Origin of the sequence: Methylocystis sp. H62, assembly GCF_015709515.1 — a bacterium.
Lineage (GTDB): Bacteria > Pseudomonadota > Alphaproteobacteria > Rhizobiales > Beijerinckiaceae > Methylocystis.
This window is the reverse complement of the sequence record NZ_JADNQZ010000047.1, coordinates 41,780-59,122: the sequence shown is the minus strand read 5'-3', so window position 1 is coordinate 59,122 and position 17,343 is coordinate 41,780. Positions and strand designations below refer to the sequence as shown.

Sequence of the window (17,343 nt, the reverse complement as noted above, 5' to 3'; positions counted from 1 at the left end):
CAAGGTCATTTCGTTATCAGACGAGCAAACGGAAGTCCCGAAATCGCAAACGCCCCCGGCGCGAACCGGGGGCGTTTGACAAGAGTTAGTCTGACCGGATGATCAGTAGTTCCACTGCAGCTGCATCCTCAGCAGATCCGCCTGGAACTGCCGATAGGGCGCTGCAACCGTATTCGTGCGGTCCATGTGAGAGTAGATCGCGGTGAATTCGAGTTCCGGCAAGGGCTGGTACTCGACGCCGACGTCCCATTCGTTGACGCGGCCCGCCGGCGCGTTGTTATCGAATTTGAACCCGCCATTATAGTATTGCCACTTGACGAAGGGGAAATACACGCCAGTGCCGAAGTCCTTGTCCTCATATTTATAGCTGGCTTCGACATAGCCGCCATTCAGCCGTTTCGCCTCGATGGCGGTCTGCGTGGCGTTTAGCTGCGGCCCGACGCCCCAGTTCCATTCGGCGCGAAAACCGAACGGCTGCGGATAGATGACGCCAGTGATAGCGACGCGAGAGTCGCGAATGCCCTCGCCGCCATTGGCCACGGCCGGTCCCCAAGTGTTGACGGCGCCGTATTGAGAATAGTTAAAGTTGCCAAGGCTGCTCCATCCCGGGCCATTCACATAAGGGACAAAGGCCGATCCGATGGTAGCGTACGGGCTGTTCAACGGAATGAAGCCCGCCCAGTTCGTCCCCATGCCCAAAGAGGGCCTGATCGCCTGCGTATAAGGCATGAAACGTCCCGTGTAACCCTGGACGCTCGCTTCGACCACCTGACCATTTTCGAAAACGTAAGGATAGGTGAAGCGCGCGACAAGATGCGTGCCCTTGTTGAGTTCGATGCGGTTGGCGCCCTGGCCGTTGTAGACGCCGAAAGCGAACATGCCGTAATCGCCCGAGCCTTTCAGATTGTTCTTCACGAGATCGCGAAAGAGATGCCGCATTTCCTTGGGCGTGTACATGAAGAAGAGACCAAGATCGCGTTCGTCCTTACAGCAGGTATTGATCCCGTCGGCGCGATCGAGCGCCAGACGATTCTGCGACGACTGCAGGTTCTCGAAGCCGTATGGAATTTTGGACTGGCCGGCGCGGACGCGGAATTCCTTGTCCTTGTCGAAGTAGATGTCGGCGTATAGGTCGCGAATCTGCGCGAAATTGCCGGGCGCGTTAGAGTAACTGCCGACCTGGTTGTAGCCTGGAAAGGCGAAGACGGGATTGTAGAAATAATAGACGGCCTGACTGGCGGCGTTCCCGTAAGGGGCGAAGGTCGCCGAAGTCGAATTTGCATTTGGAGGAGAACTCGCGAAGTCGTTCTGGAAATATAGGTACAGATGATCGGAGACGTCGCCGCTTAGAATGATGCGCGCGCGCCGAATGAAGAAGTTCTGGCGGTCGCCGACCGAACGGTCGTTCGTCGTTCTGATGTCATAATAATTCGGGCCACCGCTCAGAATGTCATTGTAGCGCATCTGCGTATAGCCGCGCAGGCTCAGCCTTTCATACCAGTGCAGCGGCGGCGGCGGCGGAGGCGGCCCCTTGTCGGCCGGGAGTGACGCGTGCACGACCCTGGCCTCGCGCCGGGCGCGGGCTTCGTCGGCTTCGAGCTTGGAGAGCCGCGCCTTGAGCGCGCGGATTTCGGACGCAGTGTCGGCTGCGGCCGGAGCGGCCGAAGCCATCGCATATAAGCCGAACGCAGCGATGGCGAGCGCGCGTTGTCCAACTCCAGGTTTCATTGGTTCCATTCCCCCGTTAACTTTCGAGCGACAGTGAAGCCGGCGCTGGATGACAGACCCGTGACAAACTTTGCCCTAGCTGTAATGTGACGTTGCAAGGCACAAGAGGTGTGGCGCCGGCGCCACAGTCTTTGGCGCTGATCATTGTTTTTTGTGGCTTTACCGCCACAGCGGGAGTTTTTTTCTCATGGCCTCTCCGCACATTTGCGGCTTTTTCGACGCGAGTCCTCCTCCGAATAGAATCGATTGGAGGCTTGTTTCAGGGTCGGCTAGTGGCATCACGCGTCATGCGTAACCTGGCGCACGTAGTCGGACCACGCTAATCCCGCCGCCCCGCCGCTCGACGCAGATTTTCGTCGCGATGCGCTGCTGGAGCGAATCGACATGGCTGATCACCCCCACCCGTCTCCCCTGCCCCTGCAGCGTCTCCAACGCGTCTATGACGACGTCGAGGGTCGCGGAATCGAGCGCGCCGAATCCTTCATCGATGAACAGCGTGTCGACGAATGAATCGCGCCCCTCGAGTCCGGCAAGGGCCAAAGCCAAGGCGAGCGACGCGAGGAAGCGCTCCCCGCCGGAGAGCGAACGCGTCGAACGGCGCTCGTCGCCAAGGTCGCGGTCGATGATCTGGAGGCCCAGCGACCCGGCGTCGCCCGAGCGCTCCAGGGCATAGCGCGGCGCAAGCAGCGCCAGGCGCTGATTGGCGAGCCCGACGAGATGCTGCAGCGTCGCGGCCTGCGCGAAACGGCGGAACTTGTCGCCGCTCGCCGAGCCGATGGCGTCGTTGATCTCGCTCCAGAGTTTGCCGTTCGTGCGCGCACGCTCGAGTTCCTCGCCGAGCGCTGCCGCGCGCTCCCGCGCCTCATCGTCCTTCGCGCCACGCTCGCGCAGCGCGCCGAGCCGCGCCGACAATTCGTCGAGGCGACCAGCGATGTCTTTCTCCTGAGCCGCGAGAACCTCACGCGACGCTTCAACCGGGGCGACCGCCTGCGCGTCATCAAAGTCCTTCTGGCGCTCCATGACGGCGGTTCGTGCCGCGGCGCAATCCGATTCAACTGCCTGAACGACGCGACGCAGCGCCGTCTGCTCTTCGCGCGACATTGCAAGAAGCGGCGCCGCAGTCGCCTCGTCGAAGCCAGCGCCGGCGAGCGCCATTGCAAAGGCCGCGCGCGCTTGCTCGGCGCGGGCCGCCGCGCTTTCCGCGGCGCTTGCACAATGGGCGTGACGCGTCTCGCAGGCGGTTTTCGACTGCTGAGCTTCAGCGAGCCGCTGGCGCGCCTCGTCGCGCGCCGCAATCGCCGCCCTGTGGCGCGCCTCGATGCGGGACCGATGCGCGGCTGTCGCCTCTCCCTCCAGAAGCAGCGCGCGCGCATCGGTCGCCTCAGTAAGGCTCCTTGCGCGCGCCTGATGATCGCCGTTCGCTTCGGCCTCGCGGGCGGATAAGGCGTCCGACTCTGCCGCGAGGCGCTCCGCCTTGAGACTGATCGCGGCGAGGTTTTCGGCGCACGCATCCGAGCACGCCAGCGCCTGCCGATAATGCGCGCCCGCCGCCTCGAGCCGACGGCGCGCAGAAGCGGCGTCACGATCGAGATCGACGGCCGAGAGGTCGCAAAGCTGCAGATAAGGCGCGAGCGACCGATCGAGCGATTCCAGACGCTCGACGAGTCCGGCGCCTTCCGCCCTGGACCGCGCGCGCGCTTCGCGCAAAGCTTCCAGCGATATGGCGAGCGCCGCAAGCTCTTCCCGACGGGCGTCGAGCGCCAGTCGAACCGCGTCGCGCTCCGCGCGCAGCCGATCGCGCTCCTCGCGCAGCCGACGCGCGGCGAGAAGCTTTTGCGCGACGCCATCGCGCGCGGTCGCAAGCTCCTTCGTCAATAATTGCAGACGCGGCGAGGCTGACAGGATCGATGTCGGCGGGGCCAGTTCCGGCGCCATATCTCGCGCGCAATCGGCGATCAGCAGCGACGCATATTCGGCCTCGGCGCGCCCGCGCGCCGCCTGCGCTTGTGCGGCGCGACGCGACGCGTCGTCATAGAGCGCTTGCGCCTGCGCCGCCCGCGCGCTCAAGGAGACCGCCTCCTCGTCCAGTCTGCTGAGCGTTCGCCGCGACTCGTCGCGCCGCGCGCGCAGCGCTTCGATTAACGCGCTCGCCGCGTCATGAGTCTCGGCGAAAGGATGTTCGCGCGCGCCGCATACGGGGCACGGCGCATCGTCGTTCAACGCCGCGCGCAATCGCAGCGCATGGGGATCCGCCGCGGCGTCCGCCAACTCGCCAAAGCGTTCGGCCTCGGCGCTTTGCGCTGCCTGTCGCGCGCGCTCCGAACGTATTCCCTCAAGCTTCTGTCGAACCGCCGCTTCGTCCTGAGCGTAGTGGGCGATGTCCTGATGCGCGGAAGCCGCCGCGACGTCCGCCTCGTCAAAGGTGCGCGCGCATCTACGCAAAGCCTCGATCAGCTCGACGGCGCGCGCCAAATCGTCAGCGCGGGCGAGCGCGGCAGGTTCGTCGAGGGCGAGGAGCGCGCCGTCGCGGTCCGCGATTTGCGCGGCAAGTTTTTCACAGGCGGCTCTGTCTTGCGCGTCGCGCGCGTTAAAGTCCGCAAGCGTCGCGTCGCCGCGATCGATGTCGGCGAAGGCCGCTGCGAGCGCGCCATCACAGGCGCGCTTGGCTTGCGAGATTTCGGTACGCTTCGTCAGCCAATCGTCGATGTCTCGCCAGCGTTCGCTGAGCGCCCGCGCCGGCGCGAGGCGCGCAAGATCGGCGAGCGCCGCCTCCTTCTCGCGTTCAATATCGGCGCGCCGTTCGCTTGTTTCGGCGCGTTCGGCGCGCTTCTCCGCAGCGCGCGACGCGGCGCCCTCGGCGACGCCGCGCGCCTTCCCTTCCTCCTGCGCCAGATTGGCGATGCGCGCGTCGAGCGCCGCCGCTTCGCTCCATATCGGCGCGAACCGGGCGATCTCCGCTTCCGAGGCGGCGACTTCCTCTGAAGCCGAGCGCGCGCGCGCCTCCTGAGCGGCGAACGCTTCTTGAGCGGCGCCCGCTTTCGCTTTGGCGTCGGCGGCCTCTTCGATGTCCGCCTTTTGCGTTTCCTCGGCGCGCCGCATCTCGTCCCGCGGCGTGCGCAACGGCTCGACCTGAGCGAGCGCCGCGAGCGTTTCGCGCCGCGGCGCCATCTCGTCAAACGCCCGTAATGCGCCCTCGCGCGCCGACATCGCCTGCGCAAGCTTTGCGTGCGCCTGAGCCAAGGCGTCGAACCGGCGCAGCGCGTCAGCCATGGCGCTGCGCTTTTCGGCGACTTGCGCGCGTTCGGCTGCGGCCGCTGCGACGTCTGCATCGATCGCGGCGCGCTCGTCTTCCGACATCACGCCGATCTGGGCGCAACTGCTTTCGATAAGGGCTGTCGCCTGCTGCGCCTCGCGGGCGCGTTCAAAGGCGCGCTGCGACAGAACGCCATAGATTTCGGCGCCGGTGATTTTTTCGAGAAGTTCGGCGCGCTCCTTCGCGTCGGCGCGCAGAAACGCGTCGAATTCGCCCTGCGCCAAAAGCGCCGTGCGACGAAACTGGTCGAAGGTGAGATCGGTCAATTCGACGACGCGGGCATTGACCGGCTCTATGCCGCTCTCGACCGGCGCGACGATTTCGCCGGCCTCGTCGATTCGCCACAGCGACCTGACGCGCTTTTGCAAGGCGCCCGACGCTCGACCGCGGGCGCGCTGCAGGTCGCAGCGCGCCCGATAGCGCAGCCCGTCCTTGCCAATAAAATCGACCTCCGCGAACCCGCGTCCGGCGCCGCGGCGAAGAATTGTGCGCGGGTCGCCAGAGCCGAGCGTCTCTCCGGACGGATCTGGCGCGCCTTCGCTCGCGCCGGCCGCGACGACGCGCGGGAATTTGTCGTAAAGCGCGAGACAGATCGCGTCGAGAATCGTCGACTTGCCCGCGCCGGTTTCCCCGGTGATGGCGAAGAGGCCCGCCGAGCGCAGCGGCTCGCTGTCGAAGTCGATGGCGAAGCCTTCGGCGAGACTGGCGAGATTAGCGCCTCTGATCGCCAGAATGCGCAATATCACGCCTCCTGCAGAAGACGCTCGAAACAGTCGAAATGATTGTCGGTCGGGGCGACGCCGTGCGCCTGCTCGAAGGCTTCGCGAAACAAATCCATCGGTTTGCGCTCGGCGAGGCGCAGCGGCGTCGGGGCCGCCGCCGGCGCTTGCGGCCGCTCGACGCTGGTCGAAACGACCCGCAGCGGAAATTTCTCGCAGATGGCGTCGAGCTCGGCCTTCAACCCAACGGCTGGGCCGTCGACCCTGATCGCAAGATGCGCGAAGGGCCAGGCGTCCATCGGCGCCGAGGCGTCCAAATCGAGCGCCGCAAGCGCGGATTCAAGTTCAGCAAGGCACAAAGCGCCTGTCGCCGGCGCCCGCAAATGACGGACGGGGCGGACGATCGGCGCATGCTGGACGACAACGGCGCCGCTGGCGTCGACGTCGACGATGCTGACGCCATGCGCATAGCCGATCTCGGTCTTCGACATCGGAATGAGCGAACCGGAGTAGCGGATCGTCTCGCGGTCGACGGATTGCGGACGATGCAGATGGCCAAGCGCAACGTAAGCGATATCCGGCGAAAACATGTCGGACGGAAGGGCGTGTTCGCCGCCGACGAGAATCCGTCGTTCGGACCCTTCGGATTCGAGCGCGCCTGCGACGTGAAGATGGCCGGTGACGATGAGCGGGGCCGCGCCGATTTCGCGCCGCGCGCTTTCGACCGCCTCGCGATAGGCCTCGCGCACGGCGCTGGCGCCGCCGCCGCCGCTCGTCACGGGCAGATCCACCGCGCGCGGATAAGGCAGCGCGAGCAAATGTGCGCCAATTTTGCCGCTGGCGTCGCGGATGGGCGAAAGATGCGCGCGGGCGTCGAAGGCGCCGTCGCGACGCGCAAAGGCGCCGATCGAAACGACGTCGGCCATCTCGAACAATGCGCGCGGCGCTTCGAGTCGCGCCGCCGGGTCATGATTGCCGGCGACGAGCGCGATGCGCGCATGCGGACAGGCGACGCGCAAGTCGCGCAATGTGTCGTAGAGCAGCCGCTGGGCGTCGGCGGACGGATTGAGGCTGTCAAAAATGTCGCCCGCCACGACGACGGCGTCGACCGCCCGCTCCCGGGCGATGGCGACAAGCTGCGCCAGCGCGTCGCGGTGCTCGGCGTCGCGCGACCAGCCTTGCAGGGTCGCGCCAAGATGCCAGTCGGCCGTGTGAAGAAGGCGAATCACTCCGGCAGTAGGCGCCAAGCCGCCGGGCGTGGGCAAGGGCCACGCTTGGGCGCGCCGGTCTGCCTACGAATATTTCTTCGTTTTTGCCGATCCGACAGCAGAGGACGAGCTGCTGATCGGCGCGCGGCGACAGTTCTGAGTAGACGTCGTCGAAACAAAGACATCCCAATTACATACTGTATATCGGCCGTTTCTTGCAGCTTACTGTTTCGCCAGCGTTTATCTTTTTCTAGAGCCGGCGCGCGCCCCAGCGTCGGAAGTCATGTCGCAGGCCTTCACAACCCTGTCGTGGTGCCTGTAAAATATGCGGCATCGCAAAGGGCTGGACCTTGGCGCGGTCCGTCAGGCCCCTCCGCAATCCGAGAGGAAGCAGGGTGACTGCACACTTTCGTCAACAGACCGTCTCGCCGCAGGCGTGCCCCGCGCTTGTGCTCAACGCCGACTACAGGCCGTTGAGCTACTATCCGCTGTCGCTGTGGGGTTGGCAGGACGCCATCAAGGCGGTGTTTCTTGATCGCGTGAACATCGTCTCGGAATACGACAAGACCGTCAAAAGCCCGAGCTTCGAGATGCGTCTGCCCTCGGTCGTGTCGCTCAAGGAGTATGTGCGGCCGACCCGTCACCCGGCGTTCACGCGGTTCAACGTCTTCCTGCGCGATCGCTTCACCTGCCAATATTGCGGCGAACATGATGAACTGACGTTCGATCACGTCATTCCTCGATCGAAGGGAGGCGCGACGACGTGGGAAAATGTCGTCGCGGCATGTTCGCCGTGCAATCTGCGCAAGGGCGACCGACTTCCGAGAGAGGCGCATATGTCGCCGGCTCAGGCTCCCTTTCAGCCCAGCGTCGCGGACCTGCATCGCAACGGGCGGCTGTTTCCGCCCAATTACCTGCACGAAAGCTGGATGGACTATCTCTATTGGGATTCGGTGCTTGAACCATAGCTTGGCGCGCCAGCAGAGACGGCTCCAATGATGCGCCGAATCGTGGTCCTGGTTTTCGGTTTCATCCTCGCTGTCGGCGCGGGCGCCATTTTTCTTATCGTCTCGGCGCTCCTTGATCCAGCGACGCGGGAGGCGGGATTCGCCGCCGCGACCTCCGGCCTATTCGCCTTCGTCGAAGAAGACGTGCGCGCCGGCGGATGGAGCGATCCTCTGGCGACATTCGGATTCATCATTTGGTCGACGATCATCGCCACCTGCGTCGCGCCCCTCGCAGTCGCGGCGTTGATCGGCGAGATCGCCGGCGCACGCTCGCTCCTCTGGTATTCGGGCGCGAGCGCGACGCTCGCCGGCGCGTCGCCGTGGATCGCCCGCGCCGCGATGGGACTTGATCGCGCCCGCGAAGCGAGTCCGCTCGAATTACGAATCGCGCTGCTGTTTTTTCTGACCGGCGCGCTGGCCGGGACGATTTATTGGTTGATCGCCGCGCCGCCGCCCGCGCGTCAGATGGCGCGCCCCAAAGCGCCGCTTGGCGAAGTTTAGCGCGCAGCCTTCGAGGGTTGAGGCGCGCGCGTCGCAATATTTTTTCCGGCAAAACAGCCGGCCATCAGAACGACGTCCGCGCCAGCGCCGAGTCGCAAGAATCCTTCATGCTCGACCTCTTATCCATACTCACACGTGCGCAGCCCGGCGGATGAAGCAGGAATCGCGCTGAAGCGATCATTGACGCCAGGAGTGCTTGATCTCCATTTTGGCGACACATCGAGTGAACTGAGGCGCCGATGAGATCATGAGGCGCCGACGTCGCGAAATCCCCGGGTTTTCTTGGACTCTGACGGCGTCAGGATTGACGTCAAAAGCCGGAAGTGCTCTTAACCGAACATGGCAGACTACCATTCTCTGATCGCGAGAGCGGTCGCCGCTCTGCCGCAGTCCACGCCGGACACGCGCCAAGCGGTCTATGAACGCGCCCGCAAGGCGCTGTTCAATCAGTTGCGCGGCATCCAGCCGCCGGTCGCAGAAGCCGACATTGCCGCCGAAGGCCGCGCGCTCGACGACGCGATCCAGCGAGTCGAAGCGGAGCGCGCCGCAAACGAGGCGCAAGCGACACAATCTCGCGATGGGACGTCTGCGCCGCAACGCAAGCCGCATCCGAACAAACCTGTCGAGCGCACGCCGAGCGATGACGCGGATTCGTCTTGGCGCGAGGCGTCTCACTCATCCATCACGGGCGAAGACGATGTCCCGCTGCGTGAAGCACAGAGGCCGCCAGCGCCGCTGCCGCCAGCGCCGAGGCCGCAGCGTTCGAAGCGTCTCATTCTGTCCGTCGCCGGCGTTGTCGTGGCGCTCGTGGCGGTCGTCGGAACGCTCGCCTGGCAGCTTCGCGAGCAGCCTGAGGATCTGGCCAAACTGAAACCGGAGAAGTCCGCCTCCAGTGGGCCCGAAGGCGGCAAGATCAACGACCGCGTCGCGGGCGACGGGCAAGCGGCCAAGACGGCCAGAGCGCCCACGCCGCGCAGCCCAGCCGTGCCGGTGGCGCAAAAGGCGGAGATGTGGGTGGGCTCGCTCGCCGAGCCCACAAAAGTCGATAAAATCTACAATGGCTCTGCCGTCTGGCGCCTGGAGAACGTCGGCGGGCCTGGCGAACCCGTGGGATCGGCCATTCGCGGCGACATCGAGGTTCCCGACGCGAAGCTGAAAATGACTCTGCTGTTTCGCAAGAACACCGACGCCACTCTTTCGGCCTCGCACACCATCAACGTGTCGTTCACAGTCGCGCCCGGCAGTCCCATCGGCGGCGTCAAGGCCATCGGCCCCATCCAGATGCGCCGCTCCGATGCACAGTCGGGAGAAAAAGTCGCCGGCATTCCCGTGCCGATCACCGACAACAATTTCCTCATCGGCCTGATGCGGGGCGACCATGAGGCGCGCAACATTCTCCTGTTGCGCTCGCTCGCGGCGTTAGACTTGCCCATGCAGCTCGCCGACGGCCGCGCGGCGACGATCAACATGGAAAAAGGCCCGTCTGGCGAGCGTGTCTTCGCTGACGCCATCGACGCCTGGGGAAAATAACTCTCAGCTTCACTGCAACGCCGCCCGGGCTCCGTTCTTCACATGACGAGCGTCAGCTTTTTCGCCGCGCGCGTCACGCCCGTATAGAGCCAGCGCGCCCGATGTTCGCGGAAGGCGAAGGACTCATCGAAAAGCGTCACGTCGTCCCATTGCGAACCCTGGGCCTTGTGGACGGTGAGCGCATAACCGAAATCGAACTCGTCCGAGTCCTTGCGAAGCGCATAAGGAATGTCGGTTTCAGCGCCGAACAGTTGTGGCACGACGGCCACGCGCTGAAATTTGCCGGCTTCGCCATCTTCCGGCGTCACCAGCATTCTCACCTTGCCGCGGCGCAGGGCGCCGGCGCTCTTTACCGTGAACAGCGCGCCGTTCAGAAGTCCCTTCTTGCGATTGTTGCGCAAGCAGACGAGCTTCTCGCCCGACTGCGGCAAGTCGCCTGTGAACCCGCGTAGCTGGCGAAGGCGTCCGTTATAAGCGCGCCGCGTTTTGTTCAGGCCGACGAGCACCTGATCGGCGCCGGTCACGAGCGCGGGATCGAGCGAATCGCGGCTAATGACGCGCGTATCGCCGAAGACGCCGCGCTCGACGCTCTCGCCTGCGCGGATCGCCATCGACAGGCGGATGATCGGATTGTCGGCCGCCTGCCGATGCACTTCTTTCAGCATCACGTCAGGCTCGGCCTCGGTGAAGAAGCCGCCGCCTTTCACCGGCGGCAATTGCGCCGGATCGCCGAGCACCAGCACCTTCTTGCCGAAGGAGAGAAGATCCCGGCCCAGCTCCTCGTCGACCATCGAGCATTCATCGACCACGATGAGTTTCGCACGCGCGGCGGCGCTGTCGTCGTTGAGAACGAAGGACGGCTCTTCGGTCTCGGTGTCGGTCGCGCGATAGATGAGGCTATGAATCGTGCGCGCGTCCTTGCATCCCTTGGAGCGCATGACGAGCGCCGCCTTGCCGGTGAAGGCGGCGAAGGCGACGTCGCCCTCGACATGTTCGGCGAGATGACGCGCGAGCGTCGATTTGCCCGTCCCGGCGAATCCGAAGAGCCGAAACACCTGCCGCGCGCCCGGCGTTTCAAGCCAGCGCGCGACGGCGGTCAACGCTTGATCCTGTTCGGGCGTCCAGATGGGCATGGGGTGCGGTTCGAATCCAGGCGTCACGATGGCGGAGCCGACGCCGGCGAACAAGCGCCAATATGAATCTTGTCAGGCGCTGAAGCCCGCGATCAGCAGCGCGCCGCCGAGCGCGAAGGAGACGAGCGCAAACACGGGATAGCGCTTTTCATAGGCCATTCGGGCGAAAATGTCGCGCACCGTTTGCGGCGGCAGAAACAGCGTCAGCAAACCGCTGATCAGCGTGATCCAGCCGACAAGCGAGACGAGCGCCGCGACGCTGTCGCTCCAGATGTCATGGCCGATCACGATGGCGAGACCGATCGAGATGCGAATCATGCCGATGAAGGCGATGGCGACGGGCTCGCGAGAAATGCGCTCGATCATCTGCAGCGCCACGTCCCTGCGCACCAGCATCCAGGCGGACATGATCAGCGCGTAAGCGCCGATCAGCTTCGCGAGAAAAAGCGTCAGCGGCGTCATGAACGCCTCCTTGCATAATCGCCCTTCACACCGCCGAGGAATGGCGGGCCGGCGCAGACTGCAGGTAGGCGTCAAAGGCGGCTGCGACAAGGCGAACGAACGGCTTTCCGCGTTCGGTCACGGCGAGTCGTCGGCCGTGCACATCGATGACGCCGTCGTCCGCGAGAACGTCGAGCGACGCCCGCGCGGCGTCGAAGGCGTCTTCCGCATAGCCGTGACGCTCAGCCACCGCGCCGTAGTCAACATCGAAATCGCACATGAGGCGTTCGATCAGATCGGCGCGGGCGATATCCTCGCGCGTGAACGCGACGCCGCGCGTCGTTGCAAAACGTCCTGACTCGATCGCGCGTCGCCATCCCGCAAGATCGGTGGCGTTCCCGACATAGCCCTCGGGAAGCCGCCCGATGGACGAAACGCCAAACGGCAGCAGCGCGTCGGCGGCGTCGATCGTGTATCCTTGGAAATTGCGGCGCATGCGCCTTTCGCGCGCGGCGATCGCTAGCGGGTCCTCGGGACGCGCAAAATGATCGAGTCCGATCGCCTCGAATCCCGCGCCTTCGAGGGTCGCCCGCACGGCCGCGGCCTGCGCCAGACGCTCGCCGGCGCCCGGCAGCGCCGCGGCGTCGATCAGCTTCTGGTGCGACTTGAACCAGGGCACATGCGCATAGCCGAAGACCGCGAGCCTTTGCGGCGCAAGCGACGCCGCGAGCGAGGCGGTGCGCGCGGCGTCTTCGACGCTCTGCTTGGGCAGCCCATACATCAGATCGAGATTGATGGCGGTAATGCCTGCGCCGTGCAGCAACTCCACGGCGCGCGCCACCGTTTCATAGGGCTGGATGCGGCCGGACGCCTCCTGCACATGCGCGTTCAGGTCCTGCACGCCAAGCGAGGCTCGGGTAATTCCGGCGGCGGCAAGCGCCTCGACGAGATCGCCGTCAAGAATGCGCGGATCGAGTTCGATCGCGTGTTCAGTTTCGGCGGAAAGATCGAAATGATCGCGTAGAACTGCAACGATGGCGCTGAAACGCGAAGGGCCTAGAATGCCCGGGGTGCCGCCGCCCCAATGGATGCTCGCGACGCGCCGCGCGCGCGTCGCCGCTGAAGTGAGCACGATTTCGCTCTTTAGCGTCTGCGCATAAGACTGGAGCGGCGCATCCTGGCGCACCGCCTTCGTGTGACAGCCGCAATAGGCGCAAATGGCGGTGCAAAATGGAACGTGGAAATAGAGCGAGAGCGACGCGGAAGGATCGAGATTCGCGAGCCAGGCGCGCGCCTCGCCGTCGCCGATCGACTTTGAGAAATGAGGCGCCGTGGGATAGCTCGTGTAGCGCGGCGCGGATTTTTCGGCCAAGGCCAGGGACGCTGGGTCCATCCTACTGACTCCTTCGCCGCCGCGCGGCGCCGCTTAAATTGATAGCGCGCCACGGCCCGGCGCGCAAAAGCGACGACCTGCCGCACTTTGACGCGGGCGCGTTGTGAATCGGCTTGGACGCAGGCAGGGAAAAAAGGCAAAGTGTGGCGATTTCACGCGGGCGGGAGCATGGCGCAAATGGCGATATTTTCTGGGCGACGACGGCAATTACTGGGGTTCTGCCTTGTCGCCGCCGCGAGCGTCTCGGCGCCGCTCGCACATGCCGCCGGACCGACGGAGGCCTCTGGCCGCTACTCGATTCTCCGCGAGGGAGACAAGGATACGGGCTGCATGCTGACGCTGGATGCGCGCACGCGCGGCGGCGCCGGCTTGAAGGCGCAGCTTGCCCCGGCCTGTCGCGACAATGGCGTCGTCATATTTGATCCCATCGGCTGGGGGCTCGACAAGGGGCGGCTCGTGCTCACCGCCCGCAAGGGGCACAAGGCGCATTTCGAGAAGGGCGCCGACGGCGTGTGGCGGCGCGACGCCAAGGAAGGCAAGGCGCTTGGCCTTCGCCCCCTCTAACAAGCCTTAGCTCTTCATCCGCCAACATTTCCGAAAAAAAGAAGCCTCCCGGATTTCTCCGGGAGGCTCTCCACCGTCGCCGCGCGAGAGGGGCGGGGTGCCGGCGACGGATCGTGTGGCGCGGCCGCCGGCTAATCGCAAACTCGTACCCGGCGATAGTCGACGATCTCGCCCCACGGACCAAGAATCGGCTTCCGGAGAAAATGACACTCTCCGTATCCGTAATAGGCATCGGCGTGGTCCGCCCAGGAGCCACGATAGGGCTCCGGCGCAAACCAGGCTTCCCGACCGTCATCATAGGGATCATAGCCATGACCAAAGCTGTCGCTTTGGTGGCGGCCATGACCAAAGCTCTCGCTTTGGTAGGGAGCATGACCAAAGCTCTCGCTTTGGTAGGGAGCATGGCGTTCAGAGGAATCGTCGCCCAGATCCTGCGCGACAACCGGGGTAGCTGCGAGCGCCAGCGTGACAGCGAGGATGACGATGAAAGGCTGGCGTGACATGCTCGGCTCCGGTCACTAGGGAGAGCAGGCGTCGGGGAGAACACTCGTCAAAATCGCCTGCCCATACCTACACTCTGACGCACGCCAGCTGAACCGGATATGGCCGCGTCGTTCATCCTGCGGTCAGCTTTGCTGCGGGCTCTGCTGGCGTCTGCGGCGCGACGCCGAAGCGTATCATTTTCATCCAGGCTGATCATTTTCCTGCCTGCGCCGTTTCAAAAAGGAACACTTTCCGGCGTCTCGTCACCGGCGCTGACAGTTAATTTTCCATGAAATCGCTGTGCGTCCAGTGTCCAGCGAAGGAACGGCTCAAGCGCCGCGCGTTAGCACGCTATCTGCAGATTAACGAGATATTGCGCCAAGTTGCGTCAAATTGGAACGTGCGGCGGCTTCTTGTCGATGCCTGAGATGCGCATTGAAAAGAGGGTCATTCGGCAATGTGACCTGCCGCACTGCTGAGCAATCAGGTTCCGACGCAAGTTGAGCGCAATCCGTCGGCCAAGCGGAAAGGCAAACTCCGCAGGCCCAAAACTGGGGATTAGAGCGCTGATGTCGATCGCGAATCCAAAAGAGATGCTGAAGCCCTTCGTCGCGCGCGCCAATGGCGAAGACGTCGAACATGAATCGGCGTCGCATGAAGACGGCGCACGCGGCACGCTCACGCGCGAGGACATTGCGCTGGCGATCCATCGCCGGCTTGAAGGCATGTCCCGCCGCGAAGCCAAGCGCCTGACCGACCTGGTGATCGAGGAAATGGCGGCGACTCTCGCGTCCGGCGAGTCGCTCAAGCTGCACGACTTCGGCTCGTTCATCGTCCGCACGAAACGCGAGCGCGCGGGCCGCAATCCGCGCACCGGCGCGCCCGTGCCGATCGAAGCGCGTCGAGTCATCACGTTCAAGGCGTCGCCCAATATGAAGGCGGCCATTAACGGCGAGATTCCTTTGGTGAAGGTCAAGAAGCGCGCCCGTGGCCGGGTCGCGCGGCAGAACGGCGGGGCCGAAGTGGTGAGAATCTTCGCCCCGTGAAATTTCGGTAGTCCGCGCTCCTCCCTGTGAGCGGACCTGGGCCCGATCGTTCGCCGCTCGCCCCGGCGAACCTTCGGGCCTCTCTCTTTACGGCAAGGCCGCGCGATTGAGCTTGCCATTGGCGTTGCGTGGCAGCGCGTCGAGAAACGTGACCGCGCGCGGACATTTGTAGGCGGCAAGATGCGCGCGGCAGTATTCGAGGATGGCCGCTTCGTCCCGCGCCGCGCCGTCGCGCGTCACAACATAGGCCTTGATGATCGTCGCGGTCGCGTCGCGCCCCGGCCGTTCCGCCGCCGCCGCTTCGACGACGCCGTCGATCTCGAGCAGCCTTTTCTCGACTTCCGCCGGCGAAACCCGGTAGCCTCCCGCATTCATGACTTCGTCGACGCGGCCGTGGCGCCACATGTAGCCGTCGGCGTCGAATTCGACGAGATCGCCGGAGACGAACCACGCGCCGCGAAACGCCTCGCGCTCCTCTTCTTCACGGTTCCAATAGCCGAGCATCATGCCCGGATCGTCCCGGCGCACGGCGAGGAGGCCTGTTTCGCCTGACCGAAGCGGAGTCTCGCCGCCCTCTTGCGGCAGCGCCGCCACCGCCCTGCCCGGCTGCGGCCTGCCGGGCGAGTCCGGACGCACCGGCGCCGTCGGCCCACTGGAGACGAAGGTCGAAATCTCGCTCATGCCGAACGCTTCGAAAATGTCTTTGCCCGTACGGCTGCGCCAATCGGCGAGCAGGCTCGACGGCAGCGCCGCGCCGGCCGAGAGCGCATGGCGCAGGCTCGATAGATTGGCCGCTTCCGGCGCGCCATATTTGAGGATCTGCCGAAAGACGCCGGGCACCGCGGCGAAGATCGTCGCACGATAGGTTTCGATGAGACGCGGCCATGCGGCGGGATCTGGATGCCCGTTGTAAAGCACCGCGCTGGCCCCGGCCGACAGCGGATCGACGACGCCGACGCCAAGCGTATAGGTCCAATTGATAGCGCCGGCGTGCAACATCACGTCGCCGGGACCAAGCCCCGTCCAATGCTCCCGCATCGGCCGTCGGCCCCAGGCGGCGCGATGGGCGTGCAGCACGCCTTTCGGCCGGCTCGTCGTGCCAGACGTGTAGACGAGATAGGCGGGATCGTCGGCGGCGCTGTCGACATAGTCCGGGATGGGCGCGCTTTCCGCGAGGCGCTTTAGATCGACGCCGCGCAGGACATGGAAGTCACCGCGATGCGGCTCGTTCTCGAAGGATGCGCCCAGAGCCAGCACGGACGCGCCGCAATCGCGCGCCATGAACTCAGCTTCCTCGAAGGTGAGCTGAGAGGACGCGAGCAGCGCCACATAGCCGGCGGCGATCGCCGCGAAATAGGCGAGCGCGGCGTTGGCCTCATTGCCCATCCGGATCATGACGCGCGCGCCCGCCGGAAGGCCGAGGTCGCGCAGGCCCGCCGCCATACGGCGGACATTGAGATCGAGCTCAGCGTGGGTCCAGCGCTGCGCGCCGGCGTCGCCGACGACGGTGAGCGCCGTGGCGTCGGGCCGCAGCCGCGCATTTTCGGCGAGGCAATAGCGCGCGAGATTGAAGCGCGGCGGGACGGGGTCGAGAACGAGAGAAATCTTTGCGGTCACACGGCCTTCTGGCATTCGGCGCCAGCTTGGGCAAGAGCGCGCCGTCATTTGATAAATGTCGAGTCGAATGGCCACGCAATTTGATCTCAGCGGCATCGTGTCGATTTGAGATTGACGCGCGCCAAGTCGATATGCTCGGCTTTGGCATGACCCGTTATGTCGCGCTGTTACGCGCCGTAAATGTCGGCGGAGCCGGCAAAGTCGCCATGACCGAACTCAAGGCGATGTGCGTCGACGCTGGTTTCGATCATGTCCAAACTTATATCGCGAGCGGAAACGTCGTCTTTGAAAGCAAAGCCTCTTCAAGACGCGTAAAGTCGGAGCTGGAAGCGAGACTGCTCGCCTATGCCGGAAAACCCGTCGTGGTTTTTGTGCGCACCGCCAATGAAATGCAGGCAGTTCTCAACCGAAATCCCTTCCCGGAAAAGCCGGCCAATTTCACCGTGGCGATCTTTCTCGATAATCCGCCGCCGCCTGACGCGTTAGATCGCGCCACAGGCAAAGCAGACGAGGAAATGCGATTGGGATCACGCGAGATTTATGTTCACTACGGCGCAGGGATGGGCCGCTCGAAACTCAAAATTCCCGCTGCGACGCATGGCACGGCTCGCAATATGCGCACGATCGCAAAACTCGTCGATATGGCGCGCGAAATTTGAG

14 protein-coding genes are annotated in these 17,343 nt (G+C 64.5%); 6 read left to right on the top strand and 8 right to left on the bottom strand.

Translation table 11 applies throughout. The features are described 5' to 3' along the window. Positions 1 to 102 precede the first annotated feature (102 nt). The 3 genes from IYY11_RS06365 to IYY11_RS06355 form a co-directional block, all read right to left on the bottom strand. The gene (locus tag IYY11_RS06365) at positions 103 to 1,728 is read right to left on the bottom strand and encodes a porin (RefSeq protein ID WP_246719695.1); all 1,626 of its coding nucleotides are present in this window, start codon (positions 1,726 to 1,728) and stop codon (positions 103 to 105) included. Positions 1,729 to 2,013: 285 nt separating this feature from the next. Continuing rightward, entirely contained in the window at positions 2,014 to 5,787 is a 3,774-nt protein-coding gene (locus tag IYY11_RS06360; RefSeq protein WP_196403087.1) for an AAA family ATPase, read from the bottom strand. Then, positions 5,784 to 6,989: an exonuclease SbcCD subunit D gene (locus IYY11_RS06355; RefSeq protein ID WP_196403086.1), complete on the bottom strand. Its 1,206-nt coding sequence runs from the start codon at positions 6,987 to 6,989 to the stop codon at positions 5,784 to 5,786. Before IYY11_RS06355 ends, IYY11_RS06360 begins: the two co-directional genes overlap by 4 nt. 374 nt (positions 6,990 to 7,363) lie before the next feature. On the opposite strand from IYY11_RS06355, the gene IYY11_RS06350 reads away from it, so the two are divergent. The 3 genes from IYY11_RS06350 (at position 7,364) to IYY11_RS06340 (ending at position 10,006) form a co-directional block, all read left to right on the top strand. Further along, entirely contained in the window at positions 7,364 to 7,936 is a 573-nt protein-coding gene (locus tag IYY11_RS06350) for an HNH endonuclease (RefSeq protein WP_196403085.1), read from the top strand. 27 nt (positions 7,937 to 7,963) lie between these two features. Beyond that, complete coding sequence (locus IYY11_RS06345; protein WP_196403084.1) at positions 7,964 to 8,476, top strand: hypothetical protein; 513 nt, start codon at positions 7,964 to 7,966, stop codon at positions 8,474 to 8,476. 339 nt (positions 8,477 to 8,815) lie between these two features. After that, positions 8,816 to 10,006: a hypothetical protein gene (locus IYY11_RS06340; protein ID WP_196403083.1), complete on the top strand. Its 1,191-nt coding sequence runs from the start codon at positions 8,816 to 8,818 to the stop codon at positions 10,004 to 10,006. A gap of 38 nt (positions 10,007 to 10,044) precedes the next feature. On the opposite strand, the gene IYY11_RS06335 is transcribed toward IYY11_RS06340, so the two are convergent. From IYY11_RS06335 to hemN, 3 genes are all read right to left on the bottom strand, one after another. Then, positions 10,045 to 11,139: an ATP-dependent RecD-like DNA helicase gene (locus IYY11_RS06335; protein WP_196403141.1), complete on the bottom strand. Its 1,095-nt coding sequence runs from the start codon at positions 11,137 to 11,139 to the stop codon at positions 10,045 to 10,047. Positions 11,140 to 11,211: 72 nt separating this feature from the next. Then, positions 11,212 to 11,601 carry a hypothetical protein gene (locus IYY11_RS06330; protein ID WP_196403082.1) on the bottom strand — a complete coding sequence of 130 codons (390 nt, stop codon included), beginning with the start codon at positions 11,599 to 11,601 and terminating at the stop codon, positions 11,212 to 11,214. A gap of 25 nt (positions 11,602 to 11,626) precedes the next feature. Continuing rightward, on the bottom strand, positions 11,627 to 12,973 hold the full coding sequence (gene hemN, locus IYY11_RS06325) for an oxygen-independent coproporphyrinogen III oxidase (RefSeq protein WP_196403081.1): 1,347 nt from the start codon (positions 12,971 to 12,973) through the stop codon (positions 11,627 to 11,629). Between the two features lie 177 nt (positions 12,974 to 13,150). Between hemN and IYY11_RS06320 the strand changes: the two genes are divergently transcribed. After that, positions 13,151 to 13,537, top strand: a complete 387-nt coding sequence (locus tag IYY11_RS06320) for an AprI/Inh family metalloprotease inhibitor (RefSeq protein WP_246719691.1) — start codon at positions 13,151 to 13,153, stop codon at positions 13,535 to 13,537. Between the two features lie 131 nt (positions 13,538 to 13,668). Here IYY11_RS06320 and IYY11_RS06315 read toward each other — a convergent pair whose 3' ends face one another. After that, positions 13,669 to 14,040, bottom strand: a complete 372-nt coding sequence (locus tag IYY11_RS06315; RefSeq protein ID WP_196403079.1) for a hypothetical protein — start codon at positions 14,038 to 14,040, stop codon at positions 13,669 to 13,671. Between the two features lie 549 nt (positions 14,041 to 14,589). Here IYY11_RS06315 and IYY11_RS06310 point away from each other — a divergent pair. Continuing rightward, positions 14,590 to 15,066, top strand: coding sequence for an integration host factor subunit alpha (locus IYY11_RS06310; protein ID WP_196403078.1), 477 nt, complete (start codon positions 14,590 to 14,592; stop codon positions 15,064 to 15,066). Positions 15,067 to 15,153: 87 nt separating this feature from the next. On the opposite strand, the gene IYY11_RS06305 is transcribed toward IYY11_RS06310, so the two are convergent. After that, positions 15,154 to 16,698, bottom strand: a complete 1,545-nt coding sequence (locus IYY11_RS06305) for an acyl-CoA synthetase (RefSeq protein WP_196403077.1) — start codon at positions 16,696 to 16,698, stop codon at positions 15,154 to 15,156. 131 nt (positions 16,699 to 16,829) lie between these two features. On the opposite strand from IYY11_RS06305, the gene IYY11_RS06300 reads away from it, so the two are divergent. Continuing rightward, positions 16,830 to 17,342 (top strand): DUF1697 domain-containing protein, encoded by a 513-nt coding sequence (locus IYY11_RS06300; protein ID WP_196403076.1) that lies wholly within the window; start codon positions 16,830 to 16,832, stop codon positions 17,340 to 17,342. Position 17,343: the final 1 nt, after the last annotated feature.